At 69.3% G+C, this 17,782-nt stretch carries 10 protein-coding genes; 8 read left to right on the top strand and 2 right to left on the bottom strand.

Annotated elements, in window-relative coordinates:
- Positions 1-35: 35 nt before the first annotated feature.
- From FHR38_RS27825 to FHR38_RS27795, 7 genes are all read left to right on the top strand, one after another.
- Positions 36-3,698, top strand: a complete 3,663-nt coding sequence (locus tag FHR38_RS27825; protein WP_184537760.1) for a nitrate reductase subunit alpha — start codon at positions 36-38, stop codon at positions 3,696-3,698.
- Positions 3,698-5,395 carry a nitrate reductase subunit beta gene (narH, locus tag FHR38_RS27820; RefSeq protein ID WP_184537758.1) on the top strand — a complete coding sequence of 566 codons (1,698 nt, stop codon included), beginning with the start codon at positions 3,698-3,700 and terminating at the stop codon, positions 5,393-5,395. The genes FHR38_RS27825 and narH overlap by 1 nt, the downstream gene beginning before the upstream one ends.
- Positions 5,392-6,015, top strand: a complete 624-nt coding sequence (narJ, locus tag FHR38_RS27815) for a nitrate reductase molybdenum cofactor assembly chaperone (protein WP_184537756.1) — start codon at positions 5,392-5,394, stop codon at positions 6,013-6,015. Before narH ends, narJ begins: the two co-directional genes overlap by 4 nt.
- 127 nt (positions 6,016-6,142) lie before the next feature.
- Positions 6,143-6,901: a respiratory nitrate reductase subunit gamma gene (narI, locus tag FHR38_RS27810; RefSeq protein ID WP_221449216.1), complete on the top strand. Its 759-nt coding sequence runs from the start codon at positions 6,143-6,145 to the stop codon at positions 6,899-6,901.
- Positions 6,898-7,146 carry a MoaD/ThiS family protein gene (locus tag FHR38_RS27805; RefSeq protein ID WP_246446767.1) on the top strand — a complete coding sequence of 83 codons (249 nt, stop codon included), beginning with the start codon at positions 6,898-6,900 and terminating at the stop codon, positions 7,144-7,146. Before narI ends, FHR38_RS27805 begins: the two co-directional genes overlap by 4 nt.
- 181 nt (positions 7,147-7,327) lie before the next feature.
- Positions 7,328-8,545, top strand: a complete 1,218-nt coding sequence (locus tag FHR38_RS27800) for an MFS transporter (protein WP_184537750.1) — start codon at positions 7,328-7,330, stop codon at positions 8,543-8,545.
- Between the two features lie 18 nt (positions 8,546-8,563).
- Entirely contained in the window at positions 8,564-8,881 is a 318-nt protein-coding gene (locus FHR38_RS27795; RefSeq protein ID WP_184537748.1) for a DUF6457 domain-containing protein, read from the top strand.
- Positions 8,882-9,057: 176 nt separating this feature from the next.
- Here the strand turns inward: FHR38_RS27795 and FHR38_RS27790 are convergent, their stop codons facing one another.
- Both FHR38_RS27790 and FHR38_RS27785 read right to left on the bottom strand, forming a co-directional pair.
- Entirely contained in the window at positions 9,058-10,482 is a 1,425-nt protein-coding gene (locus FHR38_RS27790; protein WP_184537746.1) for a condensation domain-containing protein, read from the bottom strand.
- A 64-nt stretch (positions 10,483-10,546) separates the two neighbouring features.
- Positions 10,547-11,908: a condensation domain-containing protein gene (locus FHR38_RS27785; RefSeq protein WP_281385142.1), complete on the bottom strand. Its 1,362-nt coding sequence runs from the start codon at positions 11,906-11,908 to the stop codon at positions 10,547-10,549.
- 177 nt (positions 11,909-12,085) lie between these two features.
- On the opposite strand from FHR38_RS27785, the gene FHR38_RS27780 reads away from it, so the two are divergent.
- The gene (locus FHR38_RS27780) at positions 12,086-17,782 is read left to right on the top strand and encodes a non-ribosomal peptide synthetase/MFS transporter (RefSeq protein ID WP_312882442.1); all 5,697 of its coding nucleotides are present in this window, start codon (positions 12,086-12,088) and stop codon (positions 17,780-17,782) included.

The following is a 17,782-nucleotide window of genomic DNA, read 5'->3' as shown; positions in this document are numbered from 1 at the left end:
GGTCACCACAGCACTCGATCGAGGGAATGAGGCACATGTCGCAAGCGACCGAGAAGGCGGGGAGGGCACTGCTGGCGGTGGGTGGTCTGGTCCGCCGGGCGGATGTCTCGCCGGACGGGCGGGCGCTCTACCAGATCGGTGGACGCGAAGCGGACGCGTTCTACCGGGACCGCTCCTCCTATGACAAGGTGGTGCGCTCGACCCACGGGGTGAACTGCACCGGCTCCTGCTCCTGGAAGGTGTACGTCAAGGACGGCATCATCACCTGGGAGCAGCAGCAGACCGACTATCCCAGTGTCGGCCCCGACCGGCCGGAGTACGAGCCGCGTGGCTGCCCGCGTGGTGCCGCCTTCTCCTGGTACACCTACTCCCCGACCCGCGTGCGGTATCCGTACGCCCGAGGGATTCTGGTGGAGATGTACCGGGAGGCCAAGCGCCGACTCGGCGACCCGGTGGCGGCCTGGGCCGACATCCAGAACGACCCGGAGCGGCGCCGGCGCTACCAGAAGGCCCGGGGCAAGGGCGGGCTGGTACGGATCTCCTGGGACGAGGCCCAGGAGATGATCGCCGCCGCGCACGTGCACACCATCAAGAACTACGGCCCGGACCGGATCGCCGGCTTCTCGCCGATCCCGGCGATGTCGATGGTGTCGCACGCCGTCGGTGCCCGGTTCATGTCCCTGATCGGCGGCTCGATGCTGTCGTTCTACGACTGGTACGCCGACCTGCCGGTGGCCTCGCCGCAGGTGTTCGGTGACCAGACCGACGTGCCGGAGTCCGGTGACTGGTGGGACGCCTCCTACTTCGTCATGTGGGGCTCGAACGTCCCGGTCACCCGTACCCCCGACGCCCACTGGATGGCCGAGGCACGCTACCGGGGACAGAAGGTGGTGGTGGTCAGCCCCGACTTCGCCGACAACGTCAAGTTCGCCGACGAGTGGATGCCCGCGCAGCCGGGCACCGACGGGGCTTTGGCGATGGCGATGGGCCACGTCATCCTCAAGGAGTTCTTCGTCGAGCGGGCCACCCCCCGCTTCGAGGACTACGTCCGCCGCTTCACCGACCTGCCGTTCCTGGTCACCCTCGAACCGACCGAGGACGGCGGCTACCGGCCCGGCAAGTTCCTCACCGCCGAGGACCTGGGCGAACCCGGTAAGGAAGCGGCGTTCAAGACCGTGCTGTGGGACTCGGCCACCGACGCGCCGGCCGTACCACGCGGCAGCCTCGGGCATCGCTGGGGCGAGGAGTCGGGTCAGTGGAACCTCGACCTCGGCGACATCGAACCAGCGTTGACCTGCCTCGGCGGCGAGACCGTCGAGGTGTCCCTACCCCGATTCGACACCGACCCGCCGCAGGTGCTGCGTCGGGGCGTACCGACCCGTCGGGTCGGGACGCACCTGGTCACCAGCGTCTTCGACCTGATGCTGGCCCAGTACGGGGTGGCCCGCCCGGGTCTGCCCGGCCAGTGGCCCGCCGACTACGACGACATGGACGTGCCGTACACCCCGGCGTGGCAGGAGCCGATCACCGGCGTACCGGCCGCGCAGGTGGCCAGGGTCGCCCGGGAGTTCGCCGACAATGCGGAACGCTCCGGCGGCCGGTCGATGATCCTGCTCGGCGCGGGTACGAACCACTGGTTCCACTCCGACGCCACCTACCGGGCGATCCTCGCCCTGACCACCCTCACCGGCTGCCAGGGCGTCAACGGCGGCGGCTGGGCACACTACGTCGGGCAGGAGAAGTGCCGCCCGGTCACCGGCTGGACGCAACTGGCCTCCGGGCTGGACTGGGTCCGCCCGCCCCGGCAGATGATCGGTACGGCGTTCTGGTACCTCCACACCGACCAGTGGCGCTACGACACGTACTCCGCCGACGTGGTCTCCTCCCCCACCGGCAAGGGCACCTTCGACGGCCGGCACACCGCCGACCTGATGGCCCAGTCGGCCCGACTCGGCTGGATGCCGAGCATGCCGACGTTCGACCGCAGTCCGCTGGACCTCGCCGACGAGGCGATCGCCTCGTCGCCGGACGACCCGGCCGGCTGGGTCGCCGAACAGCTCGGTTCGGGGAAGGTCGGTTACGCCTGTACCGACCCGGATGCCCCGCAGAACTGGCCCCGGGTGCTGACCGTGTGGCGGGCCAACCTGCTCGGCTCCTCGGCCAAGGGCAACGAGTACTTCCTGCGACACCTGCTGGGCACCGACTCGAACCTGCGGGCCGACGAGGCACCGCCGGAGTTGCGTCCGAAAGATGTGGTCTGGCGGGATGAGGCACCGGAGGGCAAGCTCGACCTGCTGTTGTCGCTGGACTTCCGGATGACCTCCACGACGCTCTTCTCCGACATCGTGCTGCCGGCCGCCACCTGGTATGAGAAGCACGACCTGAGCAGCACCGACATGCACCCGTTCGTGCACGCGTTCACCCCGGCGATCAACCCGCCGTGGCAGACCCGGACCGACTTCGAGGCGTTCCACGGCATCGCCCGGGCGTTCTCCCACCTGGCCGTGGACCACCTCGGCGTACGCAAGGACCTGGTCGCGGCACCGCTGATGCACGACACGCCCGACGCGATGGCGACCCCGCACGGTGTGGTCCGCGACTGGGCGGTCACCGGTGAGACGCCGGTGCCGGGAAGGACCATGTCCAAGCTGGTCATCGTCGAGCGGGACTACGGTGCGGTGGCCGACAAGATGGCCGCCCTCGGTCCGCTGCTGGACACCCTCGGCACCACCGGCAAGGGGGTGTCGGTCGACGTCCGGCCGGAGGTGGAGTACCTGCGCCGCAAGAACGGCGCGGTGCGCGGCGGGGCGGCCGACGGCCGACCGTCGCTGGCCAAGGACACGCACGCCTGCGAGGCGATCCTCGCCCTGTCGGGCACCACGAACGGCCGGGTCGCCACCGTCGGGTTCAAAGACGTGGAGCGGCGCACCGGCATGCAGCTGGCCGACCTGTCCGCCGAGCACGAGGGCAAGAAGATCACCTTCGTCGACACGCAGTCCCGACCGGAGCCGGTGATCACCAGTCCGGAGTGGTCGGGCAGCGAGCACGGCGGACGGCGGTATTCGCCCTTCACCATCAACGTCGAGCGGCTCAAGCCGTGGCACACCCTGACCGGGCGGCAGCACTTCTTCCACGACCACGACTGGATGCAGGAGGCCGGCGAGGAATTGCCGGTGTTCCGGCCGCCGCTGGACATGCACAAACTGTTCGGCGAGCCAAGACTAGGCCGCAACGGTGAACTGGAAATCACCGTCCGCTACCTGACCCCGCACTCGAAGTGGTCCATCCACTCCGAGTACCAGGACAACCTGATCATGCTGACGTTGTCCCGGGGCGGACCGACGCTGTGGATGAGCGAGGCCGACGCGGCCAAGATCGGCGTACGGGACAACGACTGGATCGAGGCGGTCAATCGCAACGGCGTGGTGGTCTGCCGGGCCGTGGTCTCGCACAAGATGCCCGAGGGCACGGTGTACATGTACCACGCCCAGGAACGGGTCATCGACGTACCGAAGGCGGAGATCAACGGCCGGCGGGGTGGCATTCACAACTCGCTGACCCGGCTGCTGGTCAAGCCCACCCACCTGATCGGGGGCTACGCGCAGCTCGCCTTCGCCTTCAACTATCTCGGGCCCACCGGTAACCAACGTGACGAGGTCACCGTAATCCGCCGTCGCTCCCAGGAGGTGCAGTACTGATGCGGGTCATGGCACAGATGGCGATGGTGATGAACCTCGACAAGTGCATCGGCTGCCACACCTGCTCGGTCACCTGCAAGCAGGCGTGGACCAACCGGTCCGGTGTCGAGTACGTCTGGTTCAACAACGTGGAGACCCGGCCCGGGCAGGGCTATCCCCGCACGTACGAGAACCAGGAGCGGTGGGAGGGCGGCTGGGTGCGTACCCGGTCGGGCCGCCTCAAGCCCAAGGCCGGCGGCCGGGTGAAGAAGCTCTTCAGCATCTTCGCCAACCCGAAGATGCCCTCGATGCAGGACTACTACGAGCCCTGGACGTACGACTACGAGCACCTGATCAACGCACCGGCCGGGGACGACATCCCGGTGGCCCGGCCCAAGTCGCTACTCACCGGCCAGGACACGAAGATCACCTGGAGTGCCAACTGGGACGACTCGTTGGCCGGCGGCAACGAGATCGCCGCGGGTGACCCGATCCTGGCGAAGGTCTCCGACCAGGTACGTCAGGAGTACGAAAAAGCGTTCATGTTCTTTCTGCCGCGTATCTGCGAGCACTGCCTGAACCCATCCTGCGCCGCGTCCTGCCCCTCGGGCGCGATCTACAAGCGGGCCGAGGACGGGATCGTGCTGGTCGACCAGGACCGGTGCCGGGGCTGGCGGATGTGCATCACCGGCTGCCCGTACAAGAAGGTGTACTTCAACCACCGCACGGGCAAGGCCGAGAAGTGCACGTTCTGCTTCCCGCGCATCGAGATCGGGCAGCCCACCATCTGCTCGGAGACCTGCGTCGGGCGGCTGCGTTACCTCGGACTGATGCTCTATGACGCCGACGCGGTCGCCGCGGCGGCGGCCGTCGAGGACGAGCACGACCTGTACGCGGCCCAGCGTTCGGTCTTCCTCGACCCGTTCGACCCGAACGTGGTCGCCGCCGCCCGGGCTGCCGACATCCCGGACGACTGGATCGACGCGGCGCAGCGTTCCCCGATCTGGGATCTGATCACGAAGTACCAGGTCGCTCTGCCGCTGCATCCGGAATACCGGACCATGCCGATGGTCTGGTACATCCCGCCGTTGTCGCCCGTGGTGGACGTGCTGCGGGAGACCGGCCACGACGGCGAGGACGCCGGCAACCTCTTCGGCGCGGTGGACGCGCTACGGATCCCGGTGGACTACCTCGCCGGCCTGTTCACGGCCGGTGACCCGGCCCCGGTGCGGGCGGTGCTCAACCGGCTCGCCGCGATGCGCGCCTACCAGCGGCGTATCAACCTGGGCGAGACGCCCGACGAGTCGATCGCCGAGGCAGTCGGCATGACCGGCCAGCAGATGGACGACATGTACCGCCTGCTGGCCATCGCCAAGTACGAACAGCGCTACGTCATCCCGGCCGCGCACGCGGAGGACGCGCACCGCCTCGAACAGATCGGCACCGAGTGCAGCCTGGAGTACGAGGGCGGACCGGGCATGGGCGGCGGTGGCCCGTACGGGCAGGGACCATTCGGCGAGTCCTCCGGTCAGACCGCCCCGATCCAGGTGGAGACCTTCCACATGCAGATCAACCGGCAGACCGCCGACACGGTGGCCGAGGCGGAAAACCCGGAGATCCGCGTCAACCTGCTCAACTGGGACGGCAAGGGCCATCCTCCGGGTCTCTTCCCACCCCAGTCGAGAAATTCGGACGCCAAGGACGGAGGCGACCAGTGAACCCGTCGTTCTGGCGGATTGTTGCGGCCCGGGCGGCGTCCCTGCTGCTGCGCTATCCCGACGAGCAGGTGATGGCCGCGCTGCCCATCCTGCGCGACGCCCTGGACGAGCTGCCGGAGGCGGTCGCCGCACCACTGCGTGCGGTGGCCGCGTACCGGGCCGATGCCGATCCGACCCTGTTGCGGGCCGAGTACGTGCAACTATTCGATTTCCGTCGCCGCTGCTGCCTGCATCTGACCTACTACACCTGTGGGGACACCCGGAAACGCGGTGAGGCGCTGGTCGGCTTCTCCGGCGCGTACAAGCAGGCGGGGCTGGCCGTGGTCGACGGTGAGTTGCCCGACTACCTGCCGGCGGTGCTGGACCTGGCGGCTGTCGACGGTGCCGGTTGGGGGCTGCTGCGGGACAACCGGATCGGCCTGGACCTGCTCGCCGATTCGCTGGCAGCGGAGAAGTCCATCTACCAGCATTGTCTGGTGGCGATCCGCGAGATGCTGCCACCCCCGCAACCGGCGGACCTGGCCGCGGCCGCAAAGCTGGCCCGCACCGGTCCCCCGATGGAACAGGTGGGCCTGGAACCGTTCGGACTTGTCGACACCACATCCGGAGGGCGTCGGTGAGCGCGAGGAACGCAGCGGAGCGGAGTACCGCAGTCGCGAACGGAAGGTTCACGGCGAGCGCGAGGAGTGAACGAGCGGAGCGAGAGAGCCCCGCAGCCGCGAACAAGAAGCTGGATCGGTGAGCGCAATGAATGTGTTGCTTTGGGTGGTCTTTCCCTATCTGGCCATCGCGATCCTGATCGGTGGCCTAATCTGGCGTTACCGTTACGACAAGTTCGGCTGGACCACGCGCTCCTCACAGCTCTACGAGACGGCGATCCTGCGTTGGGGCAGCCCATTGTTCCACTTCGGCATTCTCATGGTGCTCATCGGACACGTCGGGGGGCTGCTGATCCCCAAGTCGTGGACCGAGGCTGTCGGCATCACCGAGCACGCCTATCACCTGATGGCTGTCTTCATCGGCACGGTGGCCGGCTTCTGCACCCTGATCGGCATGATCATCCTGATCGCCCGCCGACGTCTGACCGGGCCGGTCTTCGCGGCTACCACTCGCAACGACAAGGCCATGTACGTGGTGCTGGCCGCGGTCATCGTGCTCGGCCTGCTCAGCACCGTACGGGCCAACGTATCGGGCAACGGCTACGACTACCGGGAGACCATCTCCCCCTGGTTCCGGTCGCTGTTCTACTTCAGCCCGGATCCGGAGGTGATGGCCGGCGTACCGACCGGCTTCCAGATCCACGTCGTGTCGGCGTTCGCGCTCTTCGCCTTCTGGCCGTTCACCCGCCTGGTGCACGCGTTCAGCGCGCCGATCGGCTACGCCACCCGCCCGTACATCGTCTATCGCAGCCGGGGCGACCGGCCCGGTCTGCGTCCCACCCGCCCGGGCTGGGGTGGCCCACCACAGCTGCCCACCGCCCAGACCCGACGGGCTCGGCCGCGATGATGAGCACAGTACGCGTTCGTTACTTCGCGGGTGCCCGCGCCGCCGCCGGGGTGGCGGAGGAGGACGTCTCCGCCACCAACCTCGGCGACCTGCTGGACCATCTGGCCGGCCGACACGGCTCCGCCCTGGCGGCGGCACTGGCAGTCTGTAGCTATCTGGTGGACGGTGTCCAGTGGCGGGATCGTTCGATACCACTGCCGGCAGCCGCCACCGTTGACGTCCTGCCACCGTTCGCCGGTGGCTGAGCGAGCCAACCCCTTATGGCCCGGTCCCAGGTGTCTGATGCCACGTCGGCACCCGGGACCAACGGCCCTGTTTCATCGCCTTGCTCCCACCGAGGCTGGTAACTGAAGCGGCACTCCCCCTCTTTAGGGGTCGGGTCCGGCAATCTCGTCGCAATGGGCGACACTCACCACGAGGTGACCCATGACAACCACCACGAACCAGCGGAAACCGGCCACTGCCGATGGAGCGCCCCGGGGGGCAGCCCTCCACCTTGCCGTGGCCACCGCCGGGTTCCTGCTCAACTTCTGGGCCTGGGCGTTGCTCGGCCCGCTCGGACCGGGCATCAAGGAACGCCTCGGGCTCAGCTTCGCCGCACAGTCGTTGCTCGTCGCCGTACCGGTGGTCGTCGGATCGCTGGGTCGTATCCCGGTCGGCGCGCTCACCGACCGGTACGGCGCGCGCGTGATGTTCCCACTGGTCAGCCTCGTCACCATCATCCCGGTGTTGACCCTGTCCTACGTTTCCTCGTACGCGGCGCTGATCGTCACCGGTTTCTTCCTCGGCATCGGCGGCACGGCCTTCGCCGTCGGCGTACCGCTCGTCTCCGGCTGGTATCCACCGGCCCGGCGGGGGTTCGCCCTCGGCGTGTTCGGCATCGGTATGGGCGGCACCGCCATCGCCAACTTCACCACCGTGAAGCTCGCTGACAACTACGGTGCCAAGACTCCCTTCCTGCTGGTCTCGGCGGTGCTGGCCGGCTACGCGGTGCTCGCGTTCCTGCTGCTGCGCGACGCACCCAACCGGCAGCGTCCCCAGGGCTCCGCGATTGCCCGGTTGCTCGACGTCAGCCGACTGGCGGCGACCTGGCAGTTGTGTTTCCTCTACGCGGTCGGCTTCGGCGGCTTCGTCGCGTTCAGCGTCTACCTGCCGGCCTACCTGCGCACCGCGTACGGGCTGGAGACCGGCGACGCGGCGATGCGTACCGCCGGGTTCGTGGTCCTGGCGGTGATCGCCCGCCCGGTGGGCGGCTGGCTCTCCGACCGGCTGCACCCGGTGCCGGTGCTCGTCTGGTGCTTCGCCGGGACCGCGTTGTTCGCCGTCATCCAGGCCTTCCAGCCGCCGCTGATGCCGATCGCCACGATCGCGTTCCTCGGCATGGCGGTGTTGCTCGGCGCGGCCAGCGGTGGGGTCTTCGCCCTGGTCGGCAAGGTCGCCCCGGCCGACAAGGTGGGCACCGTCACCGGACTGGTCGGCGCGGCCGGTGGTCTCGGCGGGTTCGTTCCGCCGCTGATCATGGGCTGGGTCTACGGCGCACAGGGCTCGTACGCCATCGGCCTGATGCTCCTGTCTGACGTGGCGCTGGCCGCCGCCGTCTACACCGCCGTCAAGATGAGCGGCCTCGCCCGTCGGACCGACTGACCGAACAGGAGTTCGACCATGGACACCCAGGCCCCGTTGTGGGAGTGGCTCGTGGCCGCAGCCACGGCCCTGGACACTCCGGAACTGTCGGAACACGACATCGCCACACTTCTCGACCTCGTACGCGAGGTGGCGCACGGGGTATGCCGACCGGCCGGTCCGCTGGCGGCCTACCTCATCGGTGTGGCGGTGGGCCGGGGTGCTGACCCACGGGTGGCGGCGGCCATCATCGGGGGCCTGGTCACCGAAGAGCAGTCGGTGGCGGCGCCGACGGCGGCCTCGGTCACGACGCTACGATCGTCGACCAGCCGTCTGGTGCCGCCACCGGCCGCCTAACTCGGGCGGCGGTGGGTCCGCCAGAGCTTGGGGCCGGCATCGGTCCCAGGTGGGGTTGGCGCACCCGGTGGCCGTACTTTTGACCGGTTCGGCGCGGCCGATGATCTCCTAGCCCGGACCACATGGGCGCTTCGAGCCGGTCGACGCAATGGACCGCATGGCGTTCGACGCCGGCTTCACGCTGGTGCCTGAGCACCGTCCTCTGCGAAGGCCGCCACGACCAGGGCCTCCTCGATCTCACACAGGAAGCGGTGGGCCCGGTCGGACGACAGGTAGCGGGTGTCGGTGGTGATCACCAACTCGACCGCGCCGGGCGCGTCGACCACCTGGATCCGGCAGCGCCAGGCGAACCGGTCGAACGCCTCCGTCCAGGTGAAGGTCGTCGCCGCCCGCATCGCCCGCACCGCGGCCTCGTCCGGGCCGGTCGCAGCCGGCCGGGGCTCGTGGGGCAGACGGATGTCGTTGACGTAGCAGTACGGTGCCAGCACGGTGCCGAAGTCGAGTCCCAACTCGACGAAGGCGCTCTGCATGGCGGCCGGGTCGTAGTAGGCGTGCCGATAGCCGTCCAGCGACGCCTGCCGGGTCCGGGACAACAACTCGGTGAAGCTCGGCTGGTCGGCCAGATCCAGGGCACAGAACCCGAGCTGGTTGAGCTTGCTGACGGCGTCGTCGTACGCCGGCTGGAAGCGGTTGTTCGCCATCGTGACGAGCCCGCAGCCTGGTCCCCCGCTGGTCGCGGTGGAGACCGCCGCTACCGCCGCCAGGAGGACGGTGGCGGTGCTGACCCGGTGTCGGGCCGCGATCAGCCGGGTGGCGGCGTCGATGGCCGGGGAGACCAGCGAGCCCTTCCGGTAGCGAGGAGTGGATCCCGGACCGGCGGTGACGAGCATGCCCGGTGGTTGCTGCCGGAACTGCCGTACCCAGTAGGCGATCGCCCGGTCCGAGCGTCCGCGCTCGACCTGCTGCTCGCGCCGGGCCACGTCGACCGACTGGAGGCCGGGTCGGGTGGTCAGCTTCCCCCGCAGTAGGAGCAGCCGCAGGTCCCGCAGGACGATCTCGACGGCATGGAAGTCCACCGTGGAGTGACTGAAGACCAGCACGATCTGCCGTACCCGGTGATCGACCGTCACCAGGGCGACCCGTAGCGGCCACTCGTCGGAGTGTTCGAATCGTGGCTGTCCCCACCGGTCCGCCAGGGCCTGCGCGGCGGAGCGTCCCATCGGGTCGCCGCCGGAGCACCCCTCCGGGTCACCTCCGGATACGGCATGGACCAGCAGCGGCAGTCGACCGGTGGCGAAGGTCCGCTGGCGCAGCTCACCGTCGACGGCTTCGATTCGGGTACGCAGTGACTCGTGCCGGCTGACCAGCTGACCGACCACCCGGCTCACCGTCTGGACGTCCGCCTCGACCCGCGAGGAGACGGCGAGGACGCGGCGGAGGTTGAGGAAGTTCTCCTGTGCCTCGAACTCCGCCACGGAACGCCACATCGCCCGCTGTCCCCAGGTGAGCGGCGCGGTCGTCGCCTGTTCACCGTGGAAGTCCGCGTACGCCGACTTCGTCTGACCAAGTTGGCGGGGGACGGTCGGCCGGGAGGTGTGCATCGCTCAGGATACGTCCCGATCTTGACCGTGCAAGATCGAGGGTGGCCGGTGTCGCCCCTGCCGACTACCTCGGCTTCCACGGCCAGGGCACGTCGCGGAAGGCCGCCGTGACCAACAACTGCTCAAGGTTGCGCAGGAACGGCTCCACCGACTCCGGTGACCGGAATCGCGTATCGATGCTGAGGGTTATCCCGACCGCGCCTGGTTCGTCGGTGACGTGGGTCAGCAGGTGCCAGGATGCCCGATCCAATCCCCTGGTCCAGGAGAAGGTGCTACGTCCCATGGCGGCACGTAGCTCACCCTGGGTCATCGCCACCGTTTCGGTGACTCCTCCACCCGGCAGCCGGACGTCGTTGAAATAGTAGTGCGGAAGAAACGCGGTAGCGTATTCGTACCCTAGCTCCTCAAATTTCCCCCGCATCGCCGCCGGCTCATAGTAGGCGTGCCGATAGCCGTCCAGGGAAGCCCGCCAGACTCGGGACAAAAGGTCGACAAAGCTCGGCCGATCGACCACGTCGAGCACGCAAAATCCGATCTGTCCCAGATTTGCCACGGCATTTGCGTACTCGGTCCGGAAACGATTGTGCGCCATATTGAACAAACCGCAGGTCTCACGTCCGCTCTCGCCGGCCGCCAGCGCCGTCACACCGGCGAGCAGCACCGCGGAGACACTGACCCGGTGCCGGGCCGCGATCAGCCGCGTAGCGGCGTCGATCGCCGAGGAGACCAACACCCCCCGGTGCAACCGTGGGTCGAGTTCCGAGCGGGTCGGCTCCATCGACTCGTCGGGCAGGCGGCCGAACTGCCGGACCCAGTACGCCACCGACCGGTCCGAACGATGGCGGTCCACCCCGTGCTGATCCCGGGCTACCTGCACCGACTGCGGCCCGGGTGGAGTCGCGATCGCCCCGCGCAGCAGGATCAGCCGCAGGTCGCGCAGCACCACATCGGCCGCGTGGGCGTCCACCGTGGAATGACTGAAAACGAGCACGACCTGCCGTACCCGGCCCTCCGCCAGCACCAGGCCGACGCGTAGCGGCCACTCGGCCGCATGGTCGAACGCGACATCGGCCAGCCGTCCCGCCAGCACCTGCGCGGCCTCGACAGGATCCCCGTCAGACTCGGTGACCAGCAGCGGCAGCCGACCGACCGATGCCGTCTCCTGCTGCGTCACACCATCGACGGACCGGACCCGGGTACGCAGCGACCCGTGCCGGCTGACCAGCATGCCGATCGCCCGGGTCACGCTCGCCAGATCGGCCCGTACCCGGGTGGAGACGGGTACCGTCCGCCGGAGATTCATGAACAGATGGTGCCGATTCGAGGTATCGAGAGCGGCAGCCCGCCACATCACGTGTTGGGCCCAGGTAAGTGGTGCGGTCTCCGTCCCGTCAGCCCGGAACTCGGCATAGGCCAGGGTTTCCATGGCCCACTCACGTGGCACTACGGCATCCGTGAATCGCATTCCTGACGGTATGCCGGCAGGCTTCCCCGGTAATCGATCGTTCGGGCTCTCCGCAGTGCACCGTTCAGGCGATTCCGTTACTTCGACGTAAGCCGGCAGACTGCTTATCTCCCGTCACCAAAGCAAGAAGGCAGCCGCGTGACCAATGTCGACATTCCGTTGCGGGCTGCACCGATCCCGCCACAAGGGAACATTGCCCCAACCGGGCAATCCCCGTCGCTATCGTTCGGCCAGGAACGAATCTGGTTCACCGAGCAGCTGACCCCCGGCACGGCCGGATACCTCGTACACGCCACGGTCCGACTGATCGGCCAACTGGACACCGACCTGCTACAAACCGCCATCGACACCGCCGCGCAGCGGCACGACAGCCTGCGAATGCGATTCACCGAGAACGACCGGGGCGAAGCACTGGTCGAAGTGGCCGACCGGGTACGGGTACCGGTCACCGTCGCCACCGTCGGGCACGAGGCTGACGCCCGCGCGCTGGTGGCCGAGGCGGTACGGACCCCGTTCGACCTGGGCACCGCCCCGCTGCTGCGGGCACTGCTGATCCGGCTGACCGAGACCGACCACGTGCTGCACGTCGGCATGCACCACATCGTCAGCGACGGGTGGTCGCTTGACCTGCTCCTGGGCGAGGTGGCGACGCTCTACGGCGCGCTGCGCGACGCCCTTCCGGTGCCACCCGCCCCGACCGTCCGGTACGTCGACTACGCCGCCTGGCAGCGGGACCGGATGGACGGGCCGACCGCCCAGCGCGAACTCGGCTACTGGACCTCGGCGCTGGCCGGTGTGCCACCGCTGGAGCTGCCAACCGACCGGCCCCGGCCCGCCGTGCAGTCCTACGCGGGCCACACCCACCGGTTCCAGTTGGACGCCGGACTCACCGCTGGACTACGCCGACTCGCCCGCACCCACCGGGCCACTCTCTACATGACGCTGCTCACCGGGCTCCAGGCGCTGCTGTTCCGCTACACCGGCCAGCGCGACTTCGCCATCGGCTCACCGGTCGCCGGACGGGTGGTCCCCGAGCTGGAGAACCTGATCGGTCTCTTCGTCAACACCCTCGCACTGCGCGCCGACCTCTCCCCGACCGACGCTACGGCGGACAGCCCCGGTACGGAGCCCAGCTTCGGTGCCCTGCTCCGACGTACCCGCGCCACGGTGGTCCGGGCGTTGAGCCACCAGGAGGTCCCGTTCGAGCGGCTGGTCAAGGAACTGAACGTCACGCGGGACGTCAGCCGCGCCCCGGTGTTCCAGGTGCTCTTCACCCTTCAGAACTACGCCCGGTCCGGCAGCCGGTGGCCGGCGGGCCTGGTTACCGAGGGCTTCGGTACCGACACCGCCGCCGCGCGTTTCGACCTGTCGCTCTACGTCAGCGAGACCGATGACGACCTGCGGGCGATGTTCGTCTACAACACCGACCTGTTCGATGCCGAGACGGTGCGGCGACTGGCCGACCACTACCGGGCCCTGCTGCGGGCCGCGCTGGCGGCACCGGAGCTGCCACTGGTCGACCTGGACCTTCTCAGCGGCGGCGAGCAGGCCCGGGTGCTCGGCTTCGGCTCCCCCACCGACGCGCCGGAGGCGGTCACCCCGGTGACCGGTACGGCGACCACGCTGGCCGATCTGGTCACCTCGTACGCCGCGACGACCCCCGAGGCGCTGGCCGTGGTCAGCGGTCCGGACACGGTCACCTATCGGGAACTGGATCGGCGGGCCAACCAACTCGCCCACTACCTGCGCGGTCGGGGTGTCGGTCCGGACGCGGTGGTCGGGATCTGCCTGGACCAGACCGTGGAACTCGCCGTGACGCTGCTCGGCGTGCTCCGCGCCGGTGGGGCGTACCTGCCGCTCGATGCCGAGCAGCCACCGGCCCGACTCGCCACGATCCTCACCGACGCCCGACCCACGGTGGTGCTGACCGACAGCACACTGCGCGCCCGGTTGACTCCCGAGGCCGGGACGATCGGGCCAATCTGCCTGGACCGGGTCGTCGACGAGGTCGGCCGGTGCCCGGAGACACCCGTCGAAGCTCCGCACGCCACCGGCGGGAACCTCGCCTACGTCATCTACACCTCCGGCTCCACCGGCACCCCGAAGGGAGTGGCGGTCGGGCACCGGCAGGTGCTCCGCTACCTCGACGGGGTGGCCATCCGGTTCGGTGTGCACCCGGCCGGGCGCTACGCGCTGCTGTCGTCGCTCTCCTTCGACTTCAGCGTCACCATCTTCTATCTCGCACTGGCCACCGGCGGAACGGTGCATCTGGTGCCGCGCCGGTGCACCGGTGCCGAACTCGCCGAGGAGCTACACCGGCACCGGATCGACTACCTGAAGATCACCCCGTCGCACCTGCGGGCGCTCGCCGCCGACGTCGAGCCCGGCGCGCTCCTGCCCGCCCGCGCGCTGATCCTCGGTGGTGAGGCCGCCGACCTGCCCTGGGCCGCCGAACTGGCGGCGGCCAGCTCGGCCCGGGTCTTCAACCACTACGGGCCCACCGAGGCGACGGTCGGCGTCACCACGTACCAGGTGGCGGCGGACGAGCGGGGCGCCGGCCTGATTCCGACCGGACGGCCCGTGCCGTACGCCCGGGTCTACCTCCTCGACGAGCAGCTTCGACCGGTGCCGATCGGGGTACCGGGCGAGATCTGTCTCGGTGGCGACCGGCTGGCCCGGGGCTACCTGCACCGTCCCGCGCTGACCGCCGAGCGGTTCGTGCCCGACCCGTTCGGCGCACCGGGCGACCGCCTCTACCGTACGGGTGACCTGGGCCGGTGGCGTGCGGACGGGCAACTGATGTTCCTCGGCCGGCGGGATCACCAGGTCAAGATCCGCGGATATCGCGTGGAGCTGGGCGAGGTGGAGGCCGCCCTGCGTGACTGCCCGGGGGTGCAACAGGCTGCTGTGCTGCTGCGCGGCGAGCGGCTCGTGGCGTACCTGGAGCGGATGCCAGCGGCTGTCGGCCAGGCGGCCGACCCGGAGCCCGCCGAGTTGCGTCGGCTGCTCGGCGAACGGCTGCCCGACCACATGGTTCCCAGCAGGTTCTGCTGGCTGGACCGGTTGCCGTTGCAGGAGCACGGCAAGGTGGATCGCCGGACGCTGCCCGAGCCGAGCGACGAGCCGCCCACCGGTGACCAGGTCGTACCGGTCGGGCCGATCGAGACGCTGATCGCTGGGATCTGGCAGGCCGTGCTCGGGTTGGCAGCGGTCGGGGCGACCGACGACTTCTTCGAGTTGGGCGGGCATTCGCTGCTGGCGACCCAGGTGGTGGCCCGGCTACGTCGAGAGCTGCCGGGTACGACCGACGGCCGCGCCGGCCCGACGGTCAGTGTGATGGACCTGTTCCGGCACCGGACGGTACGCGAGCTGGCCACGTTGCTGACCTCGGACGAGGTCGACCGCAGCGGTCTGCTGCACGAGTTGACCGCACCGATGCCGGCCGCCCAGCGGATCGCCACCCTGGTCTGTGTCCCGTACGGCGGTGGTAGCGCCGTGGTCTACCAGCCGCTGGCCGACGCGCTGCCGGCCGGCTATCGGCTGCTCTCGGTGGCCGTACCCGGGCACGATGTCGGGCTGGCCGACGATCCGGCACCGATCGAGGAGGTGGCCGCGACGGTGGTCGCGGAGATCCTCGACCGGGTCGACGGGCCGGTGATCCTGTACGGCCACTGTGGTCCGGGAGGCGCGTTGGCGGTCGAGGTGGCCCGCCGGCTGGAGGCGGCTGGCCGGGACCTGGTGGCCGTCTACCTCGGTGCGGTCTTCCCGTTCGGGCGGCCGGCCGGTGGCGTCTTCGGTCCGCTGCTGCGGTTGCGCCTGGCCGAGCGCATCCGTAGTGACCGGATCTACCGCACCTGGTTGCAGGCCCAGGGCACGTCGATCAGTTCTCTCGACCCGGACGAGGTCGCCTTCCTGATCCGGGCGATGCGGCACGACGCCCGCGTCTCGGAGGACTACTTCACCGGGCTGATGCAGCAGCGAGTGGCCGCGCTACGCGCGCCGATCATCTCCGTGGCGGGTGACCGCGACCGGAGTACGGACTACCACGAGGAACGGTTCCGGGAGTGGCACTTCCTCACCAATCGGACCGCGCTGGCTGTGATCGACGAGGGTAGCCACTACTTCCTCAAGTACCGGGCCGAGGAGTTGGCCGAGATCGTCACCACGGTCCACCATCGGCTCGACGCCCCGTTTACCGAGCCGTCGGCTGCCGACCCGTCGGTCGCCGCTCGGTCGGTCGCCGACCCGTCGGTCGCCGCTCGGTCCGATGCCGCTCCGTCGTCGCATGGTGGGAAGGTCGACGGTGGGGAGGTCGACGGTGCGGCCGGGCCGGACCCGGCGTGGCGGTTGGCCGAGGTCTCCGACCACCGGCCGGGCCAGCCCGCGTCGGCAGCTACGGCTGCGCCGGCCGGTGCCGGTCCGCAGCCCAGCATGCGCCGGTTCGGCATGGTCGCGGCCGGACAGATCATCACGACCACGGGTACGGCACTCACCAACTTCGCGGTACCACTGTGGATCTACATGGAGACCGGCTCACTGGCCCGGTTCGCCCTCTTCGCCATCATCAGTCTGCTGCCCGGCCTGGTCGTCGCCCCGGTAGCCGGTGCGCTGATCGACCGGACCAGCCGGCGGCGGATCATGTTGCTGGCCAGCCTCGCCGCTGGTGGCGCCAAGGCGGTCATGTCGGGTCTACTGCTCGCCGACCGGGCCGAGATCTGGCACTTCTACCTGCTGGTCGGCTGGCTCTCCGTCGCGCTGGCCTTCCAACGCCTCGCCTTCGTCTCCGCCGTGCCGCAACTGGTGCCGAAACGCTTCCTCGGGCACGCCAACGGCCTGGCACAGACCGCCACCGGCCTCACCCAGTTCCTGGTGCCCCTGATCGCGGTCGCGTTGCTGGAGGCCGTCGGCCTTACCGGGATCATGGTCATCGACGTGTTCGCGTACCTCTTCGCGATCGGGGTGCTGCTGGTCGTGAAGTTCCCCCACACGCTCGCCCTGCAACGCCGCGAGGGGATCGGCGAGGAGATCGTCGGTGGGCTGCGCTACTCGTGGCGGCGGCCCGAGTTCCGGGCGATGCTCGTCTTCTTCGCCGCACTCAACCTGTTCCTGTTCCCGGTGCTCTACCTGCTCTCCCCGCTCGTGCTGGGCTTTGCCGAGCTGTCCGAGGTGGCGCAGATCGCGCTCACCGGCGGCGTAGGCGCGGCCGTGGGCGGGCTGGCGATGCTCGTCTGGGGCGGGCCACGCCGGTACCGGATGCGCGCGGTGCTCCTGGGCACCCTGGGTATCGCGGTGGCCTGCGTGGTCACCGGCCTGCGCCCGAACCTGCTGCTGATCGGCGCCGGGGCCTTCGGCATGTATCTCGCGCTCGGCATCGTCAACGGGGTCTACAACACGATCATCCAGACCAAGGTGCCGCCCCGGTTCCACGGTCGGGTGTTCGCGCTCAACCAGATGGTCGCCTGGTCGACCATGCCGCTGGGCTGGGGCGTCATCGCGCCGCTGGCCACCCGGGCCCTGGAACCGCTGCTGCTGCCCGGGGGTGCGCTCGCCCCGACCGTCGGCGCGGTGATCGGGGTCGGCCCCGGTCGGGGCATCGGCCTGCTCTACGTGGTGTTCGGGCTCTGCATAGCGCTCACCGCCGTGGTGTCGCTACGTACCCGGACCCTGGCCACCTTCGACGACCAGGTACCGGACGCGCCACCGGACGACCTGGTCGGAATCGAGACCCGCCGGGCACGGGCCGCCTCGGTCGGCCAGCCGACCCCACCGCCGCTGGTCGAACAGGTGACCGGGCAGCCGATGGTCGAGTCGGTGGCCGGTCGGAAGGCGGGTTGA

The sequence above is a fragment of the Micromonospora polyrhachis genome (assembly GCF_014203835.1).
Taxonomy (GTDB): domain Bacteria; phylum Actinomycetota; class Actinomycetes; order Mycobacteriales; family Micromonosporaceae; genus Micromonospora_H; species Micromonospora_H polyrhachis.
Note: the sequence above shows the minus strand (reverse complement) of the source record. Positions and strands in the feature narration are given on the sequence as shown.